General features: G+C 66.5%; 31 protein-coding genes and 1 pseudogene. 13 read left to right on the top strand and 19 right to left on the bottom strand.

What is annotated here, in order from left to right; translation table 11 throughout:
* Positions 1-12: 12 nt before the first annotated feature.
* Positions 13-534 carry a hypothetical protein gene (locus tag Q7W51_01790; GenBank protein ID MDO8847107.1) on the bottom strand — a complete coding sequence of 174 codons (522 nt, stop codon included), beginning with the start codon at positions 532-534 and terminating at the stop codon, positions 13-15.
* 129 nt (positions 535-663) lie between these two features.
* On the opposite strand from Q7W51_01790, the gene Q7W51_01785 reads away from it, so the two are divergent.
* The 6 genes from Q7W51_01785 to Q7W51_01760 all read left to right on the top strand — a co-directional run bounded on the left by Q7W51_01785 (position 664) and on the right by Q7W51_01760 (position 6,286).
* On the top strand, positions 664-1,377 hold the full coding sequence (locus Q7W51_01785; protein ID MDO8847106.1) for an SIMPL domain-containing protein: 714 nt from the start codon (positions 664-666) through the stop codon (positions 1,375-1,377).
* A gap of 20 nt (positions 1,378-1,397) precedes the next feature.
* The gene (locus Q7W51_01780; GenBank protein ID MDO8847105.1) at positions 1,398-3,104 is read left to right on the top strand and encodes a PEGA domain-containing protein; all 1,707 of its coding nucleotides are present in this window, start codon (positions 1,398-1,400) and stop codon (positions 3,102-3,104) included.
* 84 nt (positions 3,105-3,188) lie between these two features.
* Positions 3,189-4,289 carry a hypothetical protein gene (locus tag Q7W51_01775; GenBank protein ID MDO8847104.1) on the top strand — a complete coding sequence of 367 codons (1,101 nt, stop codon included), beginning with the start codon at positions 3,189-3,191 and terminating at the stop codon, positions 4,287-4,289.
* Between the two features lie 68 nt (positions 4,290-4,357).
* Complete coding sequence (locus Q7W51_01770; protein ID MDO8847103.1) at positions 4,358-5,533, top strand: trypsin-like peptidase domain-containing protein; 1,176 nt, start codon at positions 4,358-4,360, stop codon at positions 5,531-5,533.
* Positions 5,534-5,546: 13 nt separating this feature from the next.
* Positions 5,547-5,894, top strand: a complete 348-nt coding sequence (locus tag Q7W51_01765) for a hypothetical protein (protein MDO8847102.1) — start codon at positions 5,547-5,549, stop codon at positions 5,892-5,894.
* Entirely contained in the window at positions 5,891-6,286 is a 396-nt protein-coding gene (locus tag Q7W51_01760) for a hypothetical protein (GenBank protein ID MDO8847101.1), read from the top strand. Before Q7W51_01765 ends, Q7W51_01760 begins: the two co-directional genes overlap by 4 nt.
* On the opposite strand, the gene Q7W51_01755 is transcribed toward Q7W51_01760, so the two are convergent.
* Both Q7W51_01755 and Q7W51_01750 read right to left on the bottom strand, forming a co-directional pair.
* Positions 6,283-6,726, bottom strand: coding sequence for a DUF4231 domain-containing protein (locus Q7W51_01755; protein MDO8847100.1), 444 nt, complete (start codon positions 6,724-6,726; stop codon positions 6,283-6,285). The genes Q7W51_01760 and Q7W51_01755 overlap by 4 nt on opposite strands.
* Before the next feature lie 10 nt (positions 6,727-6,736).
* Positions 6,737-7,591: a hypothetical protein gene (locus Q7W51_01750; protein MDO8847099.1), complete on the bottom strand. Its 855-nt coding sequence runs from the start codon at positions 7,589-7,591 to the stop codon at positions 6,737-6,739.
* Positions 7,592-7,717: 126 nt separating this feature from the next.
* Between Q7W51_01750 and Q7W51_01745 the strand changes: the two genes are divergently transcribed.
* Together Q7W51_01745 and Q7W51_01740 are read left to right on the top strand one after the other, a co-directional pair.
* Positions 7,718-8,209 carry a TIGR00725 family protein gene (locus tag Q7W51_01745; GenBank protein MDO8847098.1) on the top strand — a complete coding sequence of 164 codons (492 nt, stop codon included), beginning with the start codon at positions 7,718-7,720 and terminating at the stop codon, positions 8,207-8,209.
* 171 nt (positions 8,210-8,380) lie between these two features.
* A complete protein-coding gene (locus tag Q7W51_01740) occupies positions 8,381-8,848 on the top strand; it encodes an Rrf2 family transcriptional regulator (GenBank protein ID MDO8847097.1) in 468 nt (155 codons plus the stop codon).
* Positions 8,849-8,872: 24 nt separating this feature from the next.
* On the opposite strand, the gene Q7W51_01735 is transcribed toward Q7W51_01740, so the two are convergent.
* Positions 8,873-9,493 (bottom strand): hypothetical protein, encoded by a 621-nt coding sequence (locus Q7W51_01735; protein ID MDO8847096.1) that lies wholly within the window; start codon positions 9,491-9,493, stop codon positions 8,873-8,875.
* A complete protein-coding gene (gene serS / locus Q7W51_01730) occupies positions 9,490-10,776 on the bottom strand; it encodes a serine--tRNA ligase (GenBank protein MDO8847095.1) in 1,287 nt (428 codons plus the stop codon). The genes Q7W51_01735 and serS overlap by 4 nt, the downstream gene beginning before the upstream one ends.
* Before the next feature lie 180 nt (positions 10,777-10,956).
* On the opposite strand from serS, the gene Q7W51_01725 reads away from it, so the two are divergent.
* Together Q7W51_01725 and Q7W51_01720 are read left to right on the top strand one after the other, a co-directional pair.
* The gene (locus Q7W51_01725) at positions 10,957-11,187 is read left to right on the top strand and encodes an Arc family DNA-binding protein (protein MDO8847094.1); all 231 of its coding nucleotides are present in this window, start codon (positions 10,957-10,959) and stop codon (positions 11,185-11,187) included.
* Positions 11,184-11,600: a type II toxin-antitoxin system VapC family toxin gene (locus Q7W51_01720; GenBank protein ID MDO8847093.1), complete on the top strand. Its 417-nt coding sequence runs from the start codon at positions 11,184-11,186 to the stop codon at positions 11,598-11,600. Before Q7W51_01725 ends, Q7W51_01720 begins: the two co-directional genes overlap by 4 nt.
* On the opposite strand, the gene Q7W51_01715 is transcribed toward Q7W51_01720, so the two are convergent.
* The 3 genes from Q7W51_01715 to Q7W51_01705 are packed head-to-tail and all read right to left on the bottom strand — an operon-like array spanning position 11,597 to position 13,332.
* Positions 11,597-12,628 (bottom strand): hypothetical protein, encoded by a 1,032-nt coding sequence (locus Q7W51_01715; protein MDO8847092.1) that lies wholly within the window; start codon positions 12,626-12,628, stop codon positions 11,597-11,599. The genes Q7W51_01720 and Q7W51_01715 overlap by 4 nt on opposite strands.
* A 28-nt stretch (positions 12,629-12,656) precedes the next feature.
* On the bottom strand, positions 12,657-13,061 hold the full coding sequence (locus tag Q7W51_01710) for a type II toxin-antitoxin system VapC family toxin (GenBank protein MDO8847091.1): 405 nt from the start codon (positions 13,059-13,061) through the stop codon (positions 12,657-12,659).
* Entirely contained in the window at positions 13,051-13,332 is a 282-nt protein-coding gene (locus tag Q7W51_01705; protein MDO8847090.1) for a ribbon-helix-helix protein, CopG family, read from the bottom strand. The genes Q7W51_01710 and Q7W51_01705 overlap by 11 nt, the downstream gene beginning before the upstream one ends.
* A gap of 97 nt (positions 13,333-13,429) precedes the next feature.
* Between Q7W51_01705 and Q7W51_01700 the strand changes: the two genes are divergently transcribed.
* Both Q7W51_01700 and Q7W51_01695 read left to right on the top strand, forming a co-directional pair.
* Positions 13,430-14,077: a DNA-3-methyladenine glycosylase gene (locus Q7W51_01700; protein MDO8847089.1), complete on the top strand. Its 648-nt coding sequence runs from the start codon at positions 13,430-13,432 to the stop codon at positions 14,075-14,077.
* Positions 14,074-14,430 (top strand): hypothetical protein, encoded by a 357-nt coding sequence (locus tag Q7W51_01695; protein ID MDO8847088.1) that lies wholly within the window; start codon positions 14,074-14,076, stop codon positions 14,428-14,430. Before Q7W51_01700 ends, Q7W51_01695 begins: the two co-directional genes overlap by 4 nt.
* 15 nt (positions 14,431-14,445) lie before the next feature.
* Here Q7W51_01695 and Q7W51_01690 read toward each other — a convergent pair whose 3' ends face one another.
* From Q7W51_01690 to Q7W51_01650, 9 genes and pseudogenes are all read right to left on the bottom strand, one after another.
* Positions 14,446-15,345: a GNAT family N-acetyltransferase gene (locus tag Q7W51_01690; protein ID MDO8847087.1), complete on the bottom strand. Its 900-nt coding sequence runs from the start codon at positions 15,343-15,345 to the stop codon at positions 14,446-14,448.
* Positions 15,346-15,464: 119 nt separating this feature from the next.
* On the bottom strand, positions 15,465-16,052 hold the full coding sequence (locus tag Q7W51_01685; GenBank protein MDO8847086.1) for a hypothetical protein: 588 nt from the start codon (positions 16,050-16,052) through the stop codon (positions 15,465-15,467).
* Positions 16,053-16,163: 111 nt separating this feature from the next.
* Positions 16,164-16,508: a type II toxin-antitoxin system PemK/MazF family toxin gene (locus Q7W51_01680; GenBank protein ID MDO8847085.1), complete on the bottom strand. Its 345-nt coding sequence runs from the start codon at positions 16,506-16,508 to the stop codon at positions 16,164-16,166.
* Entirely contained in the window at positions 16,502-16,756 is a 255-nt protein-coding gene (locus Q7W51_01675; GenBank protein ID MDO8847084.1) for a ribbon-helix-helix domain-containing protein, read from the bottom strand. Before Q7W51_01675 ends, Q7W51_01680 begins: the two co-directional genes overlap by 7 nt.
* The gene (locus Q7W51_01670) at positions 16,756-17,157 is read right to left on the bottom strand and encodes a PDDEXK nuclease domain-containing protein (protein MDO8847083.1); all 402 of its coding nucleotides are present in this window, start codon (positions 17,155-17,157) and stop codon (positions 16,756-16,758) included. Before Q7W51_01670 ends, Q7W51_01675 begins: the two co-directional genes overlap by 1 nt.
* A gap of 80 nt (positions 17,158-17,237) precedes the next feature.
* Positions 17,238-17,585: pseudogene (locus Q7W51_01665) on the bottom strand (DUF1016 N-terminal domain-containing protein).
* 79 nt (positions 17,586-17,664) lie between these two features.
* Entirely contained in the window at positions 17,665-18,363 is a 699-nt protein-coding gene (locus tag Q7W51_01660; protein MDO8847082.1) for an endonuclease V, read from the bottom strand.
* Positions 18,364-18,415: 52 nt separating this feature from the next.
* On the bottom strand, positions 18,416-19,786 hold the full coding sequence (locus Q7W51_01655; GenBank protein ID MDO8847081.1) for a helix-turn-helix domain-containing protein: 1,371 nt from the start codon (positions 19,784-19,786) through the stop codon (positions 18,416-18,418).
* A 57-nt stretch (positions 19,787-19,843) separates the two neighbouring features.
* A complete protein-coding gene (locus tag Q7W51_01650; GenBank protein MDO8847080.1) occupies positions 19,844-20,815 on the bottom strand; it encodes an HNH endonuclease in 972 nt (323 codons plus the stop codon).
* A 74-nt stretch (positions 20,816-20,889) separates the two neighbouring features.
* Between Q7W51_01650 and Q7W51_01645 the strand changes: the two genes are divergently transcribed.
* The gene (locus tag Q7W51_01645; protein MDO8847079.1) at positions 20,890-21,402 is read left to right on the top strand and encodes a hypothetical protein; all 513 of its coding nucleotides are present in this window, start codon (positions 20,890-20,892) and stop codon (positions 21,400-21,402) included.
* Between the two features lie 3 nt (positions 21,403-21,405).
* Here the strand turns inward: Q7W51_01645 and Q7W51_01640 are convergent, their stop codons facing one another.
* Together Q7W51_01640 and Q7W51_01635 are read right to left on the bottom strand one after the other, a co-directional pair.
* On the bottom strand, positions 21,406-21,813 hold the full coding sequence (locus Q7W51_01640; protein ID MDO8847078.1) for a hypothetical protein: 408 nt from the start codon (positions 21,811-21,813) through the stop codon (positions 21,406-21,408).
* Positions 21,797-22,420: a nucleotidyltransferase domain-containing protein gene (locus Q7W51_01635; protein MDO8847077.1), complete on the bottom strand. Its 624-nt coding sequence runs from the start codon at positions 22,418-22,420 to the stop codon at positions 21,797-21,799. Before Q7W51_01635 ends, Q7W51_01640 begins: the two co-directional genes overlap by 17 nt.
* Positions 22,421-22,507 lie beyond the last annotated feature (87 nt).

The following is a 22,507-nucleotide window of genomic DNA, read 5'->3' as shown; positions in this document are numbered from 1 at the left end:
CTGACGTTCGAGTCAGACTCCCGAGTCAAGCTCGGGCAGGGGCACCGCACCATCGGGCGCCGTGATCTCGACCGGCTGGTTGAAGTCGAACAGGTCGAGCGTGATCTCCATCGTCGCATCGAGATCACCGCTGAAATCCATCCACATCTCCTGGCGGCGCGGCATGCCATCTTCCTTGGAGATGTAGATGTCGACCGTCATGGTCGCGCCTTCGTACATCGCTCGGAGCGCCTCTTCGTCCGGCTCGGCGGCACCCGCGGGCATCTGTTCGGCGAGGGTCTTGTAGTTCTCCACGGCCATGTCGGCAAGCTTCGTGGTGTCGATCGTGAGGAAGTAGTGCTCACAGTCCACGCCGTTGACGCTCGCGTCATCGAGTTGCTCGACCGTGGAGTACGCCTTCATGTACTGGAGGTACTCCGACGGGTTGCCGCCACCCTGCGCCGTCTGGATACCGCTGAGATCAAGGTCCATTACGTACCACTGGCCGGGCGTGCCGAGCGGGTTTGGGTCGTACTGAACCGTCATTCGACGCACGCGCCACGCGACCTGCTTCTGTCATGCTGCACACTTCGGCGAACCATCCGTGGCGTGACCCCGTCCAACGGGTAAGACACACCCGGGAGGCGGGCGCGGGTACGACCGCTCCGTCCGAAAGGAGCAGCCATGAACACCAAGCTCATCATCGCTGCGGCGCTGGCACTGAGCGTCCTTGCGCTCGGCGGTTGTCAGACGAAGGTCGTGACCACCGATGGCGCTGCGCCGTTGTACACGGTCACGGCGAGCGGCTCGGGCGAGAGCGTCGCCGCACCGGACGTGGCCGAGATGTACTTCGGCGTGACCGTCCAGTCCGACGAGGCGTCGGACGCGCTCTCGAAGGCCAACGCCATCGCCGAGGGGGTCGCGGCAGCCGTGAAAGGCGCCGGGGTCGCATCCGAGGACATCCAGACCGCCAACGTGAGCGTCTACCCCGAGCAGTCGTACACCGGCGACACGCCCGTGATCACCGGCTACCGCGCAAGCATCCAGGTGCGCGCGAAGATCCGCGACATCGAGAAGATCGGCGACGTGATCGGCGCGGCAAGCGAGGCGGGCGCCAACGAGATCGGCGGCCCCTCGTTCATGCTCGATGACGACGCCGACGTCCGCAACGAGGCGATCGAGCTCGCAATCGCCGATGCGCGCGAGCGCGCCGAAGTGATGGCGAAGGCCGCGGGCAAGAACCTGGGCGAGATCATCAGCGTGAGTGAGACCGGCCTCAGCACACCCATCTACTACCGCGCTGCCGCCGAGTCGATGGATGCGGCAGGATCGGTTGCCATAGAGCCCGGCCAGCTGGACATCACCGCATCCGTGACGGTGGTGTTCGAACTCAAGTAGTATGGCTGCCGGGGGTGCTCATGGAGCAGTACCGGAGCCGCAAACGAGGATCGAGCAAGTCCTTCCACGGCAAGTACGGGACGATCGACCCGGCCCGTACTGTCGCGGGGCGAAGCGCGGCTCACGTTGCGAACCCCCGTCGGCAGGACAAGCCGCAGTTCGTGGCTCCGCGCGGCCACCGTCAGCGCGGCGGTCGCGGCCCCCGTCGGACATCCTCTCGCGTGTCACCGCTCACGCGTCTTGGGCTCGTCGTCGCAGCACTCGCGGCGATCGGCCTCGCCGCGTTCCTCTTCACCCGCCCCGCCTCGGCGATCATCACCGCGGCACCCAGCGATGCGATGATCCTTTTCGATGGCTCGGTGGTGGGCACTGGGACGCTGGAAGTGGAGGACCTCGAGCCCGGCATGTACTCGGTCCAGATCGAGCGCACGGGCTACGAGCCGGTGGGCACCACCGTCGAGCTCAAGCGCCTTCGTAAGTCGAAGCTCGACTACGACCTCGAGCCTCTGCCACAGGCGGTGACGGTGACCACGCATCCCGGGGGCGCGAAGGTCACCATCAAACCTGCCAGCGGGAAGGCACTGAGCGGAACGGCCCCGTTCAACGCCGAGGTACTGTCGGGAACCGTCACGCTCACCATCGAGATGGCTGGCTACAACACCTTCACGCGCGAGTACTCGATCGACGCGCCACTCGCGCTCGAGTACTACCTCGACCCCGAAGGCCAGGTGCTGCACGGCCTCGGCCTCATCACCACACTCGGCGCGCCGAAGGGCGTCTCGGTCACGCACGACGGCAGCGAGGCGTGGACGAGCATCTTAGACGGCCCCCCGTCCATCCAGATCTTCGACCCGCGCACCGGGGAACTGCTTGGCGGAGTGGACATCGGCGAGTACGGCGCGGTGGAAGTCATCTTCAACGAGGCGGGGACGCTCGCCTACACCAGCCAGATGGAGACCGCCAAGTGCTTCGAGATCGACGTGAAGACGCGACAGGTGGTGCGCGAGTTCGACTCCGGCAGCACATGGACGAAATGGGTCGAGCTCTCCCCCGATGAGAAGACGTTGTACGCATCAAACTGGTCCGGCGACGACGTGTCGATCATCGACCTGGCTACCGGGAAGCTCGTGAAGCGGATCGGCGTCTCGAACACGCCGCGCGGCATGTATGCCACCGACGACGGCACGTGGCTGTACGTGGCCGGCTTCGATTCGGGAGATCTTGAGCGGATCAACCTCGCCACGTACACCAAAGAAGTCCTGTTCACCGAGGGTGGTGCGCTCAGGCACATCGTGGCCGACGAGAAGAACGGACGCCTGTTCATCTCGGACATGTCGCAGGACCTCATCTGGGTGCACGACATGAAGACCGGAGCCACCACCAAGTTCGTGGACGTGGACGAGAAGCCCAACACGATCGACCTCACGCCCGACGGCACGATGCTGTTCGTGAGCTGCCGCGGCGAGAACAACGAGAAGAGCTACTACATCCCCGGCCCCGAGTGGGGCTCGATCCTGGTCTTCGACGCGGCCACCGGCGCGCCGCTCGACGCGCTCATCGCGGGCAACCAGCCCACCGCGCTCGATGTCTCCGACGACGGGAAGCTGCTCATCTTCAGCGACTTCCTCGACAACCGGCTGCGCGTGTACGAGATCCCGCCGTACGAGACGTTCGCCGAGGCCGGAGGCGGGCGCTACGAGGCGCACTTCGCCGAGATCGCGAAGTAGCGGGTCCAGGCCGCTGCGCCGCCTGGACGACCCCCGCTTACGGGGATACGCTCTACATAGTCCGAGCACGGGGGAGGAGACGCAATGATCTGTCCCGCATGTGGTGCCGCGAACCCTGAGGACAAGGAGTTCTGCGGAGACTGCGGTGTCCACCTCACAACGGGAGAGGTTCCCGCCGCGCCGGAACCCGGCCCGGATGAGGCCGTGCAGGGCGTCTTGGAAGAACCCGCGCCGACCTCAAGGGTGCCGGAGTCGCCCTACGTGCAGACGACGGCGATCCCCCACGAGCAGTACTCGGCCACGCCCGTGGCCCCGCCCACCTCGGGCTACCAGCAGCAGCCCGCCAACGAGCAACCTGCCTACCAGCAGACGCCGTCCTCACAGCCCACCTATCAGCAGCAGGCGCCGTCCGCACAGCCCACCTACTCGGCGCCACCAGCCACACCACCCAAGAAGAAGACCGGAATGATCATCGCAATCGTGGCCGGCGTGATACTGCTGTGCATCCTCGGGTGCTGCGTCACGCTCTTCTTCATCCCCGACGACGAGACCACGACCGACGATGAGAACTCGATCGTGGTCGAGCAGGAGGGCGAGCGCGGTCGGATCGAGATCAGCGAGGAGCAGGGCTTTGAATCATCCATGGATGCCCTGACCGATGTCGCCGATCAGTACTACCGCGGCGAGGACTGGTGGTACGTCGAGATCACCATGGAGGACGGCTACGAGGAGTACTACATCACGCCCGACGAGGCCACGTACGACAAGGGCGTGATCCTCGAGAGCCGCAACGGAGAATGGTTCGCAACCGACGTCTACACCGTCGACATGACCCAGGTGGCCATCGAAGAGGGTGCCGATGAGCCGGCGACAGACACGACTGCGCTCACGGCCGAGGAGGCCGCGGCGTGGACGGTGAACGAAATGCTGCTCGCGATCATGGAGGGACGCATCGACGACGCGTACACCTTCACGACCACGCCACTTTACGACTACGACTTGAGCGAACTCACCGGCGAGTACACCGACTGGGAGTTCCTCGGCGCCGAGATCCAGGAAGACGGGAGCGCGGTGGTGCTCTTCACGATGTACTGGTCCGACGGGACCACCGAAAACGTCGGCGCGCTCCTCGTCGTGGGTGACGAGGGTTGGTACGTCTCGGACATAGGCTCCGCCGACGAGTAACCGCTGCCCGATGCCACCGGTCGGCCAGCGCGCACTTGGCGGACCGCCACGAAGGAGGACGTGAGGATATGGCGTACGATCCCGCAACCGGTCAGCCGAACCAGCGAAGCATCGTCCTGCCGGTCGTGCTCGCCGCCATCGGCGGCGGTCTCGCCTCGGCGATCTTCCTGTCGCTCATCCTTGCGATCTTTGGCGCGTTCAGCGGCGGCGACGCTTCGACAGGTATGCCCGCCGGCGCGGTGAGCGCCGACTTCGCCCGAACTGCCGCCGACGCAGCCGCACCCTCGGTCGTCTCCATCATCTCGGGCGCCGAGCTCGTGGATCCGAACACCGGCTACGCGACCTCCTCGCCCGAGTCCACCGGCAGCGGCGTGATCATCAGCGAGGACGGCTACATCGTCACCAACAACCACGTGGTCACCCAGAGCGACCTCGTCACGCCCCAGGACGAGGTCCTCGTGCAGCTCGGCGTGGAGAACGTGCCCGCACGCATCGTAGGTCGCGACGCCATCAACGACATCGCGGTCATCAAAGTCGAGCGTGACGGGCTGAACCCGATCGAGGTGGGCTCGTCCGACGAACTGAGGCCGGGCGACCCGATCGTGGTCATCGGAAACCCCGTCGGCATCGGCATCTCGGTCACCACCGGCATCGTCTCGGCCACCGGCCGCACCTTCGGCCAGGAGCTGTTCACCGGCGAGCAGGCCGGCGAGCTCGAACTCGCGCAGCTCGCGGCCGCAATCCAGGTGGATGCCGCCGTCAATCACGGCAACTCGGGCGGTGCGCTTGTGAACTACAGAGGCGAGTGGGTCGGCATCCCGTCGGCCGGACTCGGCGACTTTGGCACGCAGGGACTGAACTTCTGCATCCCGATCGGCGTGGCCGAAGGCATCATCGAGGATCTCATCGCGCACGGCCGGTCGTTCAACCCGTACCTGGGCGCCAACACCATCACCATCGACCTGGTAACCGCGGATCTCTACGGACTGCCGGTCGAGCAGGGCGCGTACATCGACACGATCGACGAGGGCTCGCCTGCTGAGGAGGCCGGGCTCGAGCCGGGCGACATCATCGTGGCGGTCGACGGCGAGGCGATCACGACGCAGCTCAATCTGGCCGGCACCATCCGGTCGAAGGAGATCGGGGCGCTGCTGGAGGTCGAGGTCTGGCGGATGGATGACAACGAGGAGTGGGACGTCTATTCCGGCGACGTCACACTCGGCGAGACGGAGAGCGTCCGCTAGCGGAGGAGGCCCCATGCGCACGACCGCGCGGCTGACCGCACTGCCGCTCGCTGCCGCGGCCTGGCTCGCGGGCGTGACCCCGGCGTGGGCGAACGCCGTGGATCCGGAGCTCTACCCCGAGGCCGCCGCAGAGTACGAGCGCATGATGACGACCACGTTCGGCATCATCTTCGGCTGCTTCGGCCTCGCCGTGGTCGGCTTCATAGCCTTCGTGGTGCTGCTCATCGTCTGGCTGGTGCGTCGCGACAGGCGCAAGCAAGCCGAGGCGCTCGCCGCAGCAGGCATCGAACCCGCGCCGGCGGCTCAGCCGCAGGCACCGGCCGCCGGAGCTGCGGAGACACCGCCCACCGACGGACTGTGAACAACGCGGAGATCGCAGGCGCCGCACTGATGGTCGTGCGGTCGCTCGGTACCTCGCTCGCCATCACCTTGGTGGTGGAGCTGGCAGTTGTAGCCGCGTGGTTCGGCATGCGCGCACCGCGCGAGCTGGCCGTCCTCGGGCTCATCAACGTCGCCACTAATCCGACGGTCAACCTCCTCCTTGCGGCCGAGATGGCCGCCAGCGGAAGCCGTTCACTCGCAGATCCCGTTACGGCGGCAACGCTGGCCGTGCTGGAGGTGGCAGTGGTGCTCGTGGAGTGGCAGGTGCTGGCACGCCTGCTGCCCGAGTGGCGCGGCAGCGCACTCAGGATGTCGGTCGTGATGAACGTGGCCTCGTTCGGTGTAGGGATGCTGGTAGTCTGGCTTCGCTAGCGGAGGTAGTCCGGAAGTGGACTCTTCTGCTGAGCACCCATACGGCCGCCCCAGGAGACGTGCTCGCCGCAGAGGAGCTCCTCGACACGGCTGACGAACACCTTGAATCCGTCGTCACCGTCGTACGGCGCTGTCCTCGCCAGGAACGCAAAACGCATGCTTCTGAGCTGTTCGGCCACCGCCCGGTACTCGACCCAGTTCTCCTGGTAGTGGTTGGCCGACTGAAAGCCGGTTGCTGCTGCCGCCAGCGCGCCGAGACATGCGGCAGCGAGCCGGTGGTAGAGGCTGCTTCCCAGCACCACCGCGACCGGGACGAGTGCGGCACTCGTGAACTCGATCGCCCGCAGGGTCTTGTACCTGCGGCGCGCGAGGTTCGCCTTGCGGTCGTACCATGCGAGCTGGTCGTCGAGCCGCGTGCTGAGGTACTCCTCTTCGTTCATTGGCCCTCCATCAGGCGGGAACGCTGTCGGCAAGCACGCGCAGCAGCCTCCTGCGCCCCTCGACCGAATCATCCACCGAAACGATGCGCGATGCGATGCTTCCGGGCCACGCGTTGGGCGACTCCACGGGCAAGCCTGTTCGGATCTCCTCGAACAACGCATCGAGGAACAGTCGGTCGGTGGTCCCGTCAACGGCGAACACTACCCGTCCCAACGGCACACCCTGGAGGAGCTCGCCGATCTCGTACGCACAGCCCCGGTTGGCGGGAGTGAAGCCGCGCAGGTCCATGAGGACCGCGGCACTGACCCCGGCGAGGCCACGCATGGCATCGCGCCACACGTTGTCGCGGCAGAACAGCTGGTTCACGCGATAACGGCCGTCGGGGTCCGGCGCCAGATCGAGACCAGACAAGTACGCCCCCAGATCAATCGAATCGTGGATGAACCGTCGCGACATACGACCGCTCAGGAACACGAGAAACTCGGGCGGCGAGACCGTCGCCGTGACCAGGTCCGGACCAGCGATCATATGCACCGCGCCCACATGGAGCCACACCCTCGACAGGTAGTCGAAGAGCAGCTCGCTCCGCCGACGAAGCGCAAACGGAGCGAACGTCACCCCCGCAGCGCTGTAGACGCCGAGCGCGGCGAGCTGGGCGGCGTCCGAGGACCTGAGCGTGAGCCGTGAGCGCCCCGCGCTCGAATCGGCCGCGCCGGGCCTGTCCCCGTGCGTCGCTCCGGTATCAACCTTCATCCCCCGGACGACCGACCGCCTGAACAGGGAGAGCAGCCCGACCGTGAGCGGCGCGGCGGCAAACGCGCTCAGAAGCGCGTAGAGCGTCATCTTGCCCGCGAACAGATCCATCAGCGGTGCGTCTCCCCGCGCTCCCCTGAACCCTGCCGCGAGTGTGTGCCGTCGGCATCGACCGGTCAAGCAATGCGTGCGAGACGCGCAACATGTGAGTACGATGGGCACGGGAGGTGACGCTCGATGCAGACGATCGTCGGCGTCATGGGGGCCGGTCGTACGCTCGATGCACCCGCGCGGGCGTTGGCCTATCGCGTGGGCGCACTCGTGGCCGAGCGCGGATGGGTGCTGTTGACCGGTGGCAGCGCATGCGGAGTGATGGACGAGGCGTCCCGCGGCGCGCATGAGGCGGGCGGCCTCGTGGTCGGCGTGCTCAAGGGAGACACCGCCGACGAAGCCAGCCACCACGTGGATATCGCCATCCGAACCGGTATGGGCGATGCGCGCAACGTCATCAACGTGCTCTCGAGCGACGTGGTGATCGCGCTTCCCGGCGGCACGGGCACGATCTCCGAGGTGGCCCTCGCGCTCAAGGCCGACAGGACCGTCATCGCGCTGGGCTGGGACCCGGGCGAGTCGCTGCGCGCGGCCGGTGCCGACCTGCTGCTTCTCGCCTCTTCGGCTGAAGAGGCGATCGCGCTCGTCGCTAGCACGCTCGCCCGTCGTCGGCACTAGGGAACCTTACGTCGTCGTTACCTTCGGTTAATGTGATGCCGCTCACACTCCGTTTGTCGCCGTTCGCCAAATCGGCAGGGCCGATTGGCAGGACAGCGCGCCTGGCCCCCCGAATGGTGGTACCATTCCGACCAATTCGTATGCGCGGGGGCGCACGAGAGGTGGGGTACGGTGGCGATCACCAGACGGACGGACTATGCCGTCCGCATCATGTACGAGCTCGCGCAGATCCCGGTGGGGGCGACGATCTCCGTGCGCGATCTGTGCGAGGCAGCCGATGTGCCGGAGAACTTCGGCGCTTCCATCGTGATGTTCCTGACTGCGGCCAACCTCGTGCGCAACGAGGGCTACAACAAGAATCTGCTCTCGCTCGCGTTGACTCCCGAGGAGATCACGATGGCGCAGATCATCCGGGCGTGTGAGCCGGAGTTCTCACTGGCGCAATGCACCCGTGACCCCCAAGCATGCAACCGCTCCGGATACTGCGGCGCGCACAGGATGTGGAACGAGCTCGACGCGCTCGTCTGGCAGCAACTCGAGTCGATCACATTGGCGAGGGTCACTGCGGGCATGCCCGCCGACAAGAACGCGTCGCCGCCGAGCGTTCCGAGGTTCCTGGGGATGCTGAGTACCGCCTAGCGCCGCCGCTGCGGTTCGCGTCCGCTACCTGCTCGCCGAGATGAGACTGCCGTCGGGGGCCACCTCGAAAAGCAGCGGGTCCGTCCCCTCGAGGAGGTAGGCAAACCGGTAACCCGCGACCAAGACCGTGAACGGGTCCTCCGGAAACGCATCGCGCATCGCTGTCTCAACGGCCGAGGTGACCAGCGTCTCCCCCGCGCTCGCAGCTACCGCTGTCGCGCCCTGCGAGTCGGCAGCCGCCGTCCAGATGATCGAACCGCTGTCGAAGGCCCGCTGGTAGCCGTAGAGATTGTGCGGGATCCCGTCGGCACGAACCTCGAACAGCGCGACCTGGTCGGCAAGCTCGACTCGCACGATGTACGCGACGAACCGGGGCTCGGCAGCGTCGACCGCCTCCCAGTCCACATCGTCCCACTCGCCGGACTCCTTCTGGGCCTCCGCCAGCGCGGGCAGCGCCGAGAGCGCGGCCGACTCGTTTGCGCCATCGGTCGCCATGGCGTCAAAGCCCTCCACAACGGTGATCGCCGAAGTGGTGGTCCCCGTGGAACCGCTGTCCGCTGCATCCCCGGTTGCGTCGTCCCCGCATCCACCCAGCGCAAGTGCGAGCACAAGCAGCAGCATCGCAAACGGCGCTGCGCGCTTCATCGCGCCTCCCCCCGAATCACGTCCTGGCCGCCCATATACGGGCGCAGCACTTCGGGCACAACCACCGAGCCGTCGGCCTGCTGATAGTTCTCGAGCACCGCAACGAGCGTTCGGCCCACCGCGAGCCCGCTGCCGTTCAGGGTGTGCACGAGACGCGAACCCTTGAATTCGCCCGGCGAGCGGTACTTGATGCTTGCCCGACGCGCCTGGAAGTCAGTGCAGTTGGAGCAGCTCGAGATCTCCTTGTAGTTGTTGTAGCTCGGGAGCCACACCTCGATGTCGTAGGTCTTAGCTGCCGAGAAGCCCATATCGCAGGTGCAAAGCACGATCGTCCGGTAGGCGATGCCGAGCTGCTGCAAGATGTCCTCGGCATCGGCGACCATGCCCTCGAGCTCATCGAACGAACTCTCCTGGGCGGCGAGCTTCACCAACTCGACCTTGTCGAACTGGTGCACACGGATCATGCCGCGGGTATCGCGGCCCGCCGCGCCCGCCTCCTCGCGGAAGCACGGCGTGTACGCGCAGTAGCGGCGTGGGAGCGTGTCGGCCTCGAGCACCTCGTCGCGGTGCAGGTTGGTGAGCTGCACCTCGGCGGTGGGAATCAGGAACAGCCCCTCGTCGGTGTGGAAGAGGTCGTCGGCGAATTTGGGAAGCTGGCCCGTGCCGAGAAGCGTCTCCTCGTTGGCGAGCGCCGGCACCGACCACTCGGTGTAGCCCTTGGCGCCGTGGGTATCGAGCATGAAGTTGATGAGCGCGCGGTTGAGGCGCGCGCCGTCGCGGCCGAGCACCACGAAGCGGCTCTTGGCGAGCTTCACACCGCGCTCGAAGTCGATCGCGCCGAGGGCCGGACCGAGATCCCAATGCGCCACCGGTTCGAAGCTGAACTCCGGCGGCGTGCCCCAGCGGCGGATCTCAACGTTGTCGCTCTCGTCGGCGCCCACCGGCACGCTGGCATCGGGAACGTTCGGGATGGTGAGGAGCATCTCGCGGACGTCGGCATCAACCAGGGCGAGATCGGCGTCGAGCCCGGTGATCTCGTCGTTGATGACACGCACCTGCTCCTTGGCGGCTTCAGCGTCATCGCGCTGTCCCGCCTTCATCAGCTCGCCAATGCGCTTGGAAGCGTCGTTGCGCTGCGCCTGGCGACTCTCCACCTCGCCGATCAGCCGGCGACGCTCGTCGTCGAGCGCCACGAAGCGGTCGAAGTCCCACCCGCCAGCGCGCGTGCCGAGTGCGGTGCGAACGGCTTCGAGATTGTCGCGAAGGTAGCGGCCGTCGAGCATTGTTGCCTCCGGGTGAGTCGGCCGGTCAGATGCGGTTCAGATGCGGGTGACCGCGCGTTACACGTCGCCTGCGAGTATAGCCGAGGTTGCGCCCACAACGAGTTGCACGACGATTGCGGAGGGAAGAACAGAATGGGTAGTATCGTTTCGATACCACATCGTCAGCAAAGGCCGGGCGCCATGACAGACTTCCTCATTCGCGACATCGACCCACAGGTGCTGGAGCAGCTGCGCAGCCGTGCGGAGCAGAACGGCCGATCGCTTCAGGCCGAGATCAAGCGCACTCTCAAGAAGTCGGTGCGCCTCAACAAGGAGGAGTCGCTCGCGCTGCTCGACGCATTCCGAGCGAGCATCCCTCCGAGCACGACTGACTCGACCGAGATCATTCGTGAGTTCCGGGACTCCCGATGAGCTGCGCGGTCTTCGACGCCAGCGTGCTCGTCAAGCTCGTCCTCGAGGAAGCCGGTACGGCGGATGCCCGCTCGCGCTTCGAGGCGTCCGAGACTCCTGTCGCCCCAGACTGGTGCATGCTTGAATGCACGCAGGCACTCTGGAAGAAGGCCGACCGAGGCGAGTACACGCCCGAAGTCGTTCGAGAATCGCTGGGCATCCTTCAGCGGATCGATCTCCAGCTGTTGGAATCGACCGACCTTGTTGAGCTCGCCTTCGATATCGCGATAGCGCACCGTCACTCGGTGTACGACTGCGCGTACGTCGCTCTGGCCCAAACCGAGAACGTACCGCTCGTCACCGCTGACCGCAGGCTACGAGAGGTCGCGCAAGCGGCGGGCGTCGAGGTGCTCTGGGTCGACTCGGCCACCTAGCCCTCGGCCGCTGCGCGCTCCCGACTGAACAGCCGCCATAGCGCGAGCCCCACGAGCATTGCCTCACCCGCAAGCGTGATCGCGAGCAGCGCCGTGTCGTACTCCCAGCCGTAGACGATCTCGCCGGGGAACCAGCCTTCAGAGGTCGAGAGCATCTCGCGCACCGTCAGGAACGCGATATACGCCGTGGGTACCAGAGACGCCGCGGCAGCCCATCGGCGGAGACAGCCGCCGAGAAGCCCCGCGACGATCAGCAGCAGCGCCGAGAACACCACGAATCGCATGCCGTCCTCGTACTGCAGCCACGGCCACGCGGTCACCAGGATCGCTGCCACCACCGGCACGACCACCGCGGCAGCCCATGAGTACCACGGCCGCGGCACGCTCGGCGGTGCTTCGGCTTCGATCGTTACTCGCTCGGCGGCGCCCTTCGCCAGACCCGCCAACACCGCGGCCCGCACCTGCTCGTAATTCTCCGGCGTGCAGTGCAACCGCAGCACCGCTCGCCATGAGTTGCGCAGCGTGATCACCCGCGGTCCGGGGTATTCGTTCGCCCGGTGCAGCTCGGCCCACGGCCAGCCGCCCTCTTCCTGGGAGGAGGCGATCAGCCCCGCGCCGGCTGCGGTCGCACTGCCTGCGAGCGCTCCGACGATGATCGCCGCGCGATTCCACTTCTTCTCGCGGGTGCCCGAAGCGTAACCCACACCGTCTGGGCCAACGGAGAACTGCATCGTGACGTGATTGCCGAGGAGCAGGCAGGCGATCGTGAAGAGGCCCGCCATGGCGCCGCTGGCGATGAGGAACACCTGGGGAGGCATCCATACGAACTCGCCGTCGACGAACCAGCCCATCACCGCAACGAGCACATACATGATCAACACGGACAGGATGATGACCTTGATGAAGTCGTAAAGCATGAAGCGGCTCGTCAGCAGCGGGACGCGGTACTCCCACTCGATCGTCTCGCCCGTCGCTCCCGGCTCCACCGGGGCCGCCTCATCCGCGCCTGACATCAACTCGTCGCTCACGTCGGCACCTCCCGTGCACAGCATACCGTCAGCCGAGCAACTGCACGCCGGGAAAACGCATATGCGCCTTGGCGTCAGCCGAGTATAGGGTAGCGCCGAGTAGAGCCGCGAGACCGGGCGCCAGCGCATCGTAGAAGCAGCAGCCGAGGAGCCGGCACTGCTCAAGGGCCGCGCCGGCTAGTGCGTCATCCAGGCCGACAACGGTGAGGTCCGCATCCCGTAGCAGCGCCCACACCTCCCGGCCCCGGTCGACGCTGTCCCGGGAGGCAACGGCAACCACCTCGAGCATGAACTGCGAGGGCACCACGACGTGCACCTGCCGAGCATCGTGGAGAGCGAGAACCTTCCGGGCGTCATCGGAACCGGCCTCCGCCTTGAACCACTTCACCCCAACCGACGCATCAAGCACCATGGGCGTTCGCTCACTCCTCACCGAGCGACTCCTCCCTGATCTCATGGAGAAGGTCCAACGAGCTCCGCTCGTCGGGACCCCACTCATCGGCGAGGCGCTCGAAACCCTCGATCGCCCGCGTGATCCGCGCGTGGCGTTCCTCCTCGTAGGTGGCCGAACGCCGCTTGGACACGTACTCGGAGACCACCTCACGGATGAGCCCGCTGCGAGTGAGCGCATCCTGACCCGCAAACTCATCCAGATCCGCCACGAGCTCCTCGGGCAGGGAAATGGAGAACTTCTCGACCGCCATCGATGCCTCCTGGTCGTACCATCTGGTCGTACCGACAGTACGACCGTGCTCTGACACCGTCAACGGTAGGACGCCCTCGGCGCGCTACAATCGGCGCATGCCGAAGACGCTCTCGTACACGCCAAGCTCCGCCGAGGTGCGCCACCTCTCGGCCGCCGATGCGACGCTCGGTGCGCTGATCGCGCGCGTGGGGTCGATCGAGCAGGGGCTCGAGGCGGACCTCTACTCCTCGCTTGCGGGTGCCATCGTGGCGCAGCAGCTCTCCGACAAGGCGGCCACGACGATCTGGGCGCGCCTGGTGACCGCACTCGGTGGCGACCCAACGCCCGCGCACATCCTCGCAGCCGACGACGCCACGCTCCGCGGCGCAGGGCTGTCGGGCAGCAAGGCGTCGTTCCTGCGCGACCTGGCCGCCCGCGTGGCCGACGGGTCGCTCGACCTCGAGCGCGTGGTCACCCTCCCCGACGAGGAGGTCATCGCCAAACTCACCGAGGTGAAGGGCATCGGCCGCTGGACCGCCGAGATGTTCCTCATCTTCTCGCTCGGCCGCCCCGACGTGCTCGCCGTTGACGACGGGGCGCTGCGCTCGGCGGTGGCCTGGCTCTACCGGCTCGAAAGCGAGGACAGCCGCGCGGCCATCGCACGCGTGGGCGAGGCATGGGCGCCGTACCGCACGTGCGCTTCGCTCTACCTGTGGCAGGGACACGCGCTCAGGCGCACCGAAGGATGGGAGCCGCCGAGATGAGCCGCGATTCGCAGATGAACAGAATGATGGCGGGCGGCATGCTCGGCCTCCAGCAGTCCGGAAACGCCGCGGGGGCGTTCGCGATCGCCTACGTGATGCACACCCTCTCGGCATGGGAAGAGCCCACCGGGGTCGACCTCGAGAAGGCACGCGCTGTGGCGGCCCGAATCAAGCTCTCCGAGGACCTCGCGATCTTCCTTCCGCCCGAGCCGGGCCGATTCGCCAGCCGTGCGCGCAAGGACACGTACCGGAGCGTGCTCATCACGCTCAAGCGCATAGATGAGTTCCAGGGCGAGGAACGCGCGAGTGTTATCGGCGAGATCCGGACGCTCCTCGGCGCGCCGGTCACCTGAGACCGCGCCGCCGCCTTACGCGAGGCGCTTCTCCCAGCACACCCGGACGTCGTGCACGTTGAAGCCAGCGTCCAGGTACATCGCCATCGCGCGCTTGCTGAAGGTGCTCACCGAGAGGCTCACCGACGAACGTCCGTCGCGCCCGGCAGCCCGCAGCGCGGCGCGCAGCAGCGCACGGCCCATGCCGATGTGCTGGTCGGCCGGCATGACCGCGAGCGTCTCGACCGTTGCAGAGTACGGGCTGTGCTCGTCGGCCAGCGTGAGCACCAGGCCCGCCGGCCTGCCCCCGCGATGCGCCATGAGCGTGCCTGCGCGGATGACCCGGCTCTGCGACAGCATCTCGTCAGCCTGCTCGGCGGTCATGTTGAAGTGCCCCGGATGGCCGTGGAACGCAGTGTTGATGATGTTCGCCCAGTCTTTGGCAACGATGGGCTGCGCCTGCTCGAACGTCGTCTCACCCGGCAAGTCGAGTTCTGCCATGCTCGCCGGGCTCGCGTTCAGCATGATGTACGCCCGTCGGCACTGCCCGAAGCCCGCCGCAGTGAGGCTCTCGAGCACGTCGCCCGGATGCTCCGGCAGAAACAGGTAGACGCGCTCGATGCCCTCCGGGACGCGAAGCAGTATGGCATCGAGCAGGAGCGGATAGGCTGCGGGATCGGTCGCGTGGAGAATCCGGAATCGCGCGAGATGCTCGGTGGCGAACCCGTTGAGCAACAGGGAGACGGCGCCCAGCGGTGCGCCGCTGGCATCAAGCGCCAACAAGGCGGGCTCGTGCGCGATGTTGAACGAGGCGAGGTCCTCAGAAGAGACGTACGAATCGTCATGCACGGGGCCGAAGGTGCGCGCGTACTCCAGGAATGTGTCGGTCGTTTGTGCGTCGACGTCGACGACGCGGATCCCGTCGGCTGCGGACATCGATCCCCCGTCCCCCGGTCGTGCATTCGGCGCCCCCGCGCCGCACCCCAACGGCACTCGGAATCCCCATTCCGCCTGCCGACCTTATGATAGTTGTTGTGCGTGCCGCCGGGAAGTCCTCAGCCTGCAGTCGCACCCATCGTCCGCTCGCCCGCGGCGAGCATTTCGGCGTGCGAGGCGTTCATCGCGGTGATACGCCGCGTCCAGTACTCGGTGTCGGTGACCGGCGTGGCCGAGTCGTCAGCGTCAAACTCGAACTGCGTCCAGCTATAGGCCGCCTCGAGGAAGACGGTCTTGGTGATGCCGGCGACTTCCTTGATCTCGACGCGATGACCATCCGCGTAGTCGCGCAGCCGAAAGCCGCCAGTGTCGAGCGCCGAGAAGTGCAGCACGGTGTTGCGCGTGAGGCGCGGTACGTCGCGAATCATCTCCGGGCAGTAGATGAGCGCCTTCACGCGGCTGCCCGAGGCAGCAGACACGCGTGCTGCACGCGCCTTGGCGGTGCGCTCCGGCGCGAGTGCGCCGGCCAGCCGCCAGTTGTCTCGCGGCGTGCACGCGACCTTGCCCTGCGTCTCCAGCCTGCGCAACGCTGCGGTGGTCGCAGCAGTCGTTGCCTCTACCCCTTCGGCCGCCAGGAACCCGACGATCGCGCTCGCCGGAGCCGGTCCGTGTTCACTGATGATCGCGATGATCGCTTCGCCGTCCATGGCGCACACCTCCAAGGGTAATCTCCCTTCGAGTATGCGCCCGAATCGGCCCGCGTGCCGGACGGGTATTCATGGGACGCTCGTGGCCGCACAGTGCGCCGGGGGCGTTCGTCAGCGGCCGAGGACGATGTCGATGCCGTACAGCACGAGGTCGAGCTTGTGCGGCGGGAAGCTGCCGACACGGTCCGCGAGCATGCCGCGATCGAGTGTCACCAGCTGCGTGATGTTGGCGACCGAGTCCTTGGGCAGGCCGGTCGTGGCAGCATCGAGGACGACGTTACCGGGTGCGTCGCCCCATCGCAGGTTGCTCGTGAGTGGCACGCACACAACGGTCGAGATGCGGCTCCGATTGAATGAGTCGCCCTGAACCACGACCACGGGCCGACGGTAGCCAGGCGCGGATCCCGACGGCTCGCCGAGATCGGCCCACCAGATCTCGCCCTGTGCGATCACCACTCGACCTGCTCGAGGGTCCGTCGCGCGGCAGCGCGGGCGAGATCCGCATCGGCCGCTGGTATCTCCGCGCACACCCTGTCGAGCGCCTCGGTCACGCTGTCAGCCGAGTGCCGAGCAAGGTACTCGCGCATCGCCTGAGAGTACAGACGGCTGCGCGACTGGCCGAGCTCGCGCGCGAGCGCATCGGCGGCCACGAAGAGGTCGTCCGGTATCGAGATGGCGGTCTTCATACCAGGAGCATAACCCATCACGGCAACCCCTCCTCGAGTGCGTCAACCGCCTCCCTCAGCCGGCGCTGCATCTGCTCACGGAGCGGCCCGGTGATGTAGCGCGCCGCGCGGATCTCTCCGTCGTCCAAGCCGAGAAGCTTCGTCTGTTGCAGCCCCTTGTCGGTGCAGAGAATCAGCCCGACCGGCGCTTCATCGGCGGGCCCTCGCTCGTTGGCGTCGAGCCAGCGCAGGTAGAGCAGCATCTGACCGTAGTCGGCGGGCTGTAGCTTGCGCGACTTGAGCTCCACGGCCACGAAGCAGCGCATGCCGAGGTGGTAGAAGAGCAGGTCGAGGTAGTAGTCGTCGCCGTCGACCGTGATGCGCTTCTGCCGCGCCACGAAGGCGAACCCGCCGCCAAGCTCGATGATGAAGCGCCACATCTCATCGAGGATCGCGCGCTCTCGTGCGCAGCGAACGTGAGGTAGAAGTCTCGTTTGCGCTGGTCAGAGATGTTCATGACCTCGCAGATGTTGGACCAGGTCAATTGTGTCGCCAGTGGCGACACAATTCGTGCGTCCGACCACGAACCAGCGAACTGCATCATGCGTAGAAGGTTGCGCCTGCTGTAGGCTCGTCCATACCTCTCGGTCAGACGCTCGGCCAACCGCTTCACCACCGCCTGCCCGTACGCCGCCCGCTCACCACCGAGCACATCCTCCCGGATGCGCTTGCCGATGCTCCAGTACAGCATCACGAGCTCGCTGTTCACGGCCACCGCAGCGCGCGTGCGTGCGGCCTCGATCAGACCACTCACATCGCCGAAAAGCGCGCGATCATCGTCGGGCGTCTCGAGCAGTTCCGTGGGCATGGGAAGCTCCTGTCGGGGTGGACCGAAGGAGCGTACCGCCGGGGTATCAACCGCTCGTGAACCGGAACGCAGCCGAACCTTAGCCCGCCCCGCGCGTCTTGACGGACAGCGTGTGCGCCGCCGAAAGCGGGTCGGGCACGCGGTGGCGCCCGCTCGACCACGCCATGGCGAGCGCGAGCGCGCTGTCGAGGTCGGTGAGATGCCCCGGCGAGACGTAAACCTGCTTGGAGCCAGCCTTGAGCCGCACCGACGCGCCCTGCGCGCCCCACTCCTTGGTGAGCACGTAGTAGTCGCCCCGATGCGGGCCGGGAGGGTGGTCCACCGCATGAAACGGCGTCTTCGGCACGCCGATGGTGGGCACGCCGAGCAGCACGCCAACGTGCGACGCGAGGCCGCAGCCGCGCTCGTGAACCACGCCGTGGCCGTCGCAGAACACGAGGTCAGGCTCCACGCCGAGGCTCATGAGCGCCTCCATGGTGAGCCGGCCCTCGCGAAACGCCAGGTAGCCGCGCTTGTACGGGATGTCCGGATCGCCCTCGATCACGGCCGAAGCGAGTACGTGGAACTCGCGGTCCATCGCCACGGCGGCAGCCCACGCGTGCGTGCCGTCTTTTGTGTACGCCACGTCCACGCCGGCGGCGATCTTCGGGCTGCCGCGGCCGTCCACAGGCATCGCGCGCAACTCCACCACGCTGGCCAACCGGTGCTGGACCGCGTCGGCCTCACCGTGCGTGATGATCCACGGGTGGGTCAGGCTCGTTCTCAGCCGAAGCGTCATGCGTACAACCTCCTCAGGAGAACGTACCCGTCAGAGGTGCCGAGGTGGCCCGCTACCCCCAGCGCGCAGGGTCTTCTGCCACGTGGTATCGCCGATGCGGATCATTCGGGCCGCTGCCGATCTCCACCACCAGGCCCTGCTCGATCAGCTTGATCAGCCGGGCGCGGGTAGCCCGGGGCGTGCGACCGATCGCCGCAGCGACCTGGTTCGTGGTGAGGCCGTCAGCCGCCCTGAGGGCCTCGAGGGCCGAGGCGTCCACGGGATCAGCAGCCGGCGTCGCCCGCCGCGCGGAGAAGAGCGTCACGCGGAACCGCATGCCCACTTCCTCGAACAGCGGCTCGGCAAGCCCGGCCGCACGACACGCCTCGCGCATGCGCGTGATCCCGCTACCCCACTGCTCTATCAGGCCGAGTTCGTGGAACACGCGCGCGATCACCCGGTTCCGCAGCTTGGACACGCCGCCGAGCACATCGCGGAGCGTGAGCCCCGGCACAAGGATGCCAGGGTTCTCGATCTCGAGACGATCGTCGAAGATCGCAATGCGGATGGGCGCACCCCGCTGCGAGTAGTCGGCGTGCACCAGCGCGTTCACAATCGCTTCACGCACGGCCACCGGCGGGTACTCGGGCACTTCGAGCCGGCGCGGCCGCCCGATCTCGTAGGTGAGCGACGTGTTGCGCACCACGAACGCGAGCGCGTGGTCCACGGCCGTCGTGGGATAGGCGGTGATGTCCGCCGAGTCGATCACCGTGCTCTTCGTGAGGCCCTTGAAGCGCCCGGCCTGGATCCACGCATCCGGATACCGCGACAGGCGATCCTGGCCGAAGAGCAACATGCCGCCGGCGGTGGGTGTCTCGGCACCATGCACGAGCGTGGTGAGCCTGAGCGTCGTGAGGTCGGCGCGACGGATGCTGCGCGTGCCTGCAAACGCGTCACGCAGCGCGGCCAGATCGATGGCGTCCACGCCAAGACCCCGCTCCGGCTGCTCATCAAAGCTCTCGCCTCGCGACGAGCGGGCCAGCTCGGCGATCAGCTCCGCGTCGGCACTGCGGTTCGTGGAGCCGAGACGGACATATGTGGCTTCGGCGGGGCCCACCGACGTGACGTGATACGGACGCGACTGTCCGAGATGCACCTGCACCGCGAGCACCTGCGTGGTGCGCCACGGAATGATCTCGATCTCGGGGAGCAGGCGCGGTGTGATGCCGTCGGCGATGATGCTGCTCAGGCGCTCCTCTGCATCCAGCGGATCCGCCACACCGACGATGGAGCCGGTGCGATCCTCGATGCCGATGAGCAGCGTGCCGCCGGCGGTGTTGGCGAAGGCGCACACCGTCTTGAGGATCGGCCCCGCCGAGGAGACGTCGCGCTTGAACTCGAGCGTCTTGCCCTCGGGGCGCTTCTTGAGCGATTTGAGATCCATACTCTGAAGTCTACTCGGAAGTGGCGGAAGGGCAAGGGCTTCAGAGTAGAGTCCGCGTCAGAAGGACCTCTCAAAGACCGCCCAATGAACAGCCAGACGCTTGGTATCTGGTGCATCATCGTCGCGCTGCGGACGTGAGAGCGACCGCCCCTCGAGACCCGAATAGGCGGTCGACAACAGCCCCGGGGCCAGCCGAACCTTGAGCACTTCCGGCTCGATTCCGATCAGATGGCGATCGAACAGCAGGTGTATGTCTGCTCGAAGGAGCAACCCGTTGCGCACAAGCTGGCTTGATCGACCGCGGTAGGAGAGGATATGCGCTCCCTGCAGAGCGTCGTGAGCTTCGTACCCCGTCACGGCGCACCTGTTGTCGTACGCGCGCAACAGGTTCTGGCGGAACTGAACCTGCGCAACGCGACGCTTGCCTCGAGAGTACACAATCGGTTCGTCGAGTTCTCGGATCTGATCGGACCACCCCTCGGACTCGCGCGCCATGGCCGCCTGAGTCGTCGGAGTCTCATCATCACCGTTAGACCAGACGTCCGAACGCTGCCCGAACTTCAGGGGACCACGAAGCAGGAACGTCCCCGTCCGCGGGTCATATGACTCCACCATCGCCAGGCCGAGGTTCATATAGTGAGCCCCATGCGGCACGAATACCCCGACGGGGATTCTGCGATTCAGGTTGCCCAGGAGAGCTCGATTCCAGGGAGACTCGGTGCCCGTACCATCTCGCCCGGTGTGCGCCATGTAGGGCAGCGCCCATGTATCCGAATCAATCGGCTGCGGTACGCCATCGAAGTAGACGCTGGCTCGTGTGGCGGTGATGCTGAGTGCCACCTGCCAGCCGCTGGGCTGGTGGATGCCGCGCTGGGCAACAAGTGGTACTTGCACCCCGGTCACAACGGATTGCCCGTCGACCCGCCACGGTCGCGGCCCGATGTCGCCCTCGTGTTCGGCGAACCACAACAGCGCCCGAGCATGCTCGGGGTCGAGTTGGTCGAGCACCAACTGAAGCGGCGACTCCACTAGGCGAACCTCCCGCATCAGTGTATGCCCAACCCTCGTTCGGCGGGTACACACCCTTTCAGGGGGTGGTTCGCATGTCGCTTCGTCGCCTGCTGCTCGTCGCACTCTCACTCGTGCTCGCCCTTGTCGCCTTCGGCTGTGAACCCGCGCCGTCGGAGACACCCACGAGCTCCGAGCCCGCCGAGAGCCCCGGCGAGTCCGCCGAGGACATCGACCCTGCCATCCTCGAGGGTCGCTGGACCGTGGCCACCACACTCACCGACATCGACAACGAGGAGTACCGCTTCCTCGGCGACCAGCCAAGCGCGCAGTGGGAGTGTGCAGTTGTCGGCCCCGTGATGCAGATGCAGATGAACGACGACCGGTATTCAGGCGTCGTGGAGTCGAACGGCAATGACTGGGTCTACGAAGGTTCCGCTGCCTACGCCGACGAGGACGGCGCCACCTGGACGAGCACTATCGTGGTCCGCGCTACCCAGGACGGCAGCGACGCCTTCACGGGTGTGATGGAGGGGTCCATTGATTCCGGCGTGGACGGCCACCTCTATACCGGCACCTGGGAGCTCGTGGGCACGCGGATGGAGTGAGACTCAGGAAGGCACCTGCGTCTGGGCCCACTTCAGGAGCCGGCGGGCGTGCTCGGCCAGATCCGTCGCCTCGGCCTGCGTAAGCCTCCGTTGTTCATACTCCACGAGTGTCTTCTTCTGGATGAGCCGTCGGAGATGCTTGGAGCCATCCTCGGCATTTGAACCCAGCACCTGGACCAGAAGCTCCGCGGAAGCACGATGATCCTGACCCGCGCTGCGGACGCCGCCGCGGTACGACAGCACCGCATCCGCCGTAGAGATTCCCGAGTGGATCGCCGCAAGGCCGGCCGCATCCCACTGCTGTGCGGCGAGTTGGGATTCCATGGCGGCGAGGAACTCGTCGGCCTTGGCGAGATACTGCCGGGCGTCGGCCTTGGTGCTCGGCCGAGTTCGGTCACTCTGCGGAACCATGCGGCATCAGTGTCGAGAGTCCGATCCCGCTGACGAGGATTCCCTCGTCGCGCGCCCGGGCCAAGAACGCTCCCGGCTCGGCGGGAAGCCGATCGCGAGCGGTCACGATCACCGACAGTGGCATCCCGTACCGTCTGAAGAACCTCGGTCCTTCGCGGTCCGCCACCTGCATCGCCCGAGTCGCATCGTCGTTGTCGGCAGTCACCACGAGTACGTCGATGTCACTTCCGGGCGCGGACTCCCCCCGCGCGACACTCCCGAACAGCACGAGGCTCTCGGCCAGTGGGCCAAACGCCGTGCGGAGCTCGGACTGCAGGTCCTCAATCAGGTGGGCTTCGGCGGCCAGTGCAGGCAAGACGATCGATTGCACGAGCAGGTTCTCCCGGTCCAGCTGATGAAGGATCGCGCGCCCGGCGCGGCGCCGCTGGACCACGCCCAGACCCGCAAGATGGTTGAGCGCACCTGCGGCACCTGGCTGGCTCAGACCAGCAAGCTCGGCAATCTGCCTCCCGGTGAGATCCGATGTCTGAGCGGCGAGCAGTCGCAGCACGGCCGTCCGCCCCGGACCGCCGAAGAGCGCCTCGAGAATGTCGATGTCGGTTGTCATGCTATGAATGGTAGACCATTCATATGACTAACTCAAGTTATCATAGTCGCGCTGGACCGATGCGGCCGCAATGTCAGCACGCACTTG

The sequence above is a fragment of the Coriobacteriia bacterium genome (assembly GCA_030652115.1).
In the GTDB taxonomy this organism is placed as follows: Bacteria; Actinomycetota; Coriobacteriia; order Anaerosomatales; family Anaerosomataceae; genus UBA6100.
Note: the sequence above shows the minus strand (reverse complement) of the source record. Positions and strands in the feature narration are given on the sequence as shown.

Bases quoted from the DNA above. Each gene is read 5' to 3' on its own strand.
- Q7W51_01705 (MDO8847090.1), bottom strand. From the start codon at position 13,332: ATGGCGGTCGAGAAGTTCTCCATTTCCCTGCCCGAGGAGCTCGTGGCG.
- Q7W51_01690 (MDO8847087.1), bottom strand. From the start codon at position 15,345: ATGTCCGCAGCCGACGGGATCCGCGTCGTCGACGTCGACGCACAAACG.
- Q7W51_01675 (MDO8847084.1), bottom strand. From the start codon at position 16,756: ATGGGTTATGCTCCTGGTATGAAGACCGCCATCTCGATACCGGACGAC.
- Q7W51_01735 (MDO8847096.1), bottom strand. From the start codon at position 9,493: ATGAAGCGCGCAGCGCCGTTTGCGATGCTGCTGCTTGTGCTCGCACTT.
- Q7W51_01685 (MDO8847086.1), bottom strand. From the start codon at position 16,052: ATGGACGGCGAAGCGATCATCGCGATCATCAGTGAACACGGACCGGCT.
- Q7W51_01770 (MDO8847103.1), top strand. From the start codon at position 4,358: ATGGCGTACGATCCCGCAACCGGTCAGCCGAACCAGCGAAGCATCGTC.
- Q7W51_01745 (MDO8847098.1), top strand. From the start codon at position 7,718: ATGCAGACGATCGTCGGCGTCATGGGGGCCGGTCGTACGCTCGATGCA.
- Q7W51_01720 (MDO8847093.1), top strand. From the start codon at position 11,184: ATGAGCTGCGCGGTCTTCGACGCCAGCGTGCTCGTCAAGCTCGTCCTC.
- Q7W51_01660 (MDO8847082.1), bottom strand. From the start codon at position 18,363: ATGACGCTTCGGCTGAGAACGAGCCTGACCCACCCGTGGATCATCACG.
- Q7W51_01750 (MDO8847099.1), bottom strand. From the start codon at position 7,591: ATGGATCTGTTCGCGGGCAAGATGACGCTCTACGCGCTTCTGAGCGCG.
- Q7W51_01765 (MDO8847102.1), top strand. From the start codon at position 5,547: ATGCGCACGACCGCGCGGCTGACCGCACTGCCGCTCGCTGCCGCGGCC.
- Q7W51_01775 (MDO8847104.1), top strand. From the start codon at position 3,189: ATGATCTGTCCCGCATGTGGTGCCGCGAACCCTGAGGACAAGGAGTTC.
- Q7W51_01755 (MDO8847100.1), bottom strand. From the start codon at position 6,726: ATGAACGAAGAGGAGTACCTCAGCACGCGGCTCGACGACCAGCTCGCA.
- Q7W51_01635 (MDO8847077.1), bottom strand. From the start codon at position 22,420: ATGACAACCGACATCGACATTCTCGAGGCGCTCTTCGGCGGTCCGGGG.
- Q7W51_01725 (MDO8847094.1), top strand. From the start codon at position 10,957: ATGACAGACTTCCTCATTCGCGACATCGACCCACAGGTGCTGGAGCAG.
- Q7W51_01640 (MDO8847078.1), bottom strand. From the start codon at position 21,813: ATGGTTCCGCAGAGTGACCGAACTCGGCCGAGCACCAAGGCCGACGCC.
- serS (MDO8847095.1), bottom strand. From the start codon at position 10,776: ATGCTCGACGGCCGCTACCTTCGCGACAATCTCGAAGCCGTTCGCACC.
- Q7W51_01655 (MDO8847081.1), bottom strand. From the start codon at position 19,786: ATGGATCTCAAATCGCTCAAGAAGCGCCCCGAGGGCAAGACGCTCGAG.
- Q7W51_01700 (MDO8847089.1), top strand. From the start codon at position 13,430: ATGCCGAAGACGCTCTCGTACACGCCAAGCTCCGCCGAGGTGCGCCAC.
- Q7W51_01695 (MDO8847088.1), top strand. From the start codon at position 14,074: ATGAGCCGCGATTCGCAGATGAACAGAATGATGGCGGGCGGCATGCTC.
- Q7W51_01780 (MDO8847105.1), top strand. From the start codon at position 1,398: ATGGAGCAGTACCGGAGCCGCAAACGAGGATCGAGCAAGTCCTTCCAC.
- Q7W51_01670 (MDO8847083.1), bottom strand. From the start codon at position 17,157: ATGTGGCGCTTCATCATCGAGCTTGGCGGCGGGTTCGCCTTCGTGGCG.
- Q7W51_01785 (MDO8847106.1), top strand. From the start codon at position 664: ATGAACACCAAGCTCATCATCGCTGCGGCGCTGGCACTGAGCGTCCTT.
- Q7W51_01645 (MDO8847079.1), top strand. From the start codon at position 20,890: ATGTCGCTTCGTCGCCTGCTGCTCGTCGCACTCTCACTCGTGCTCGCC.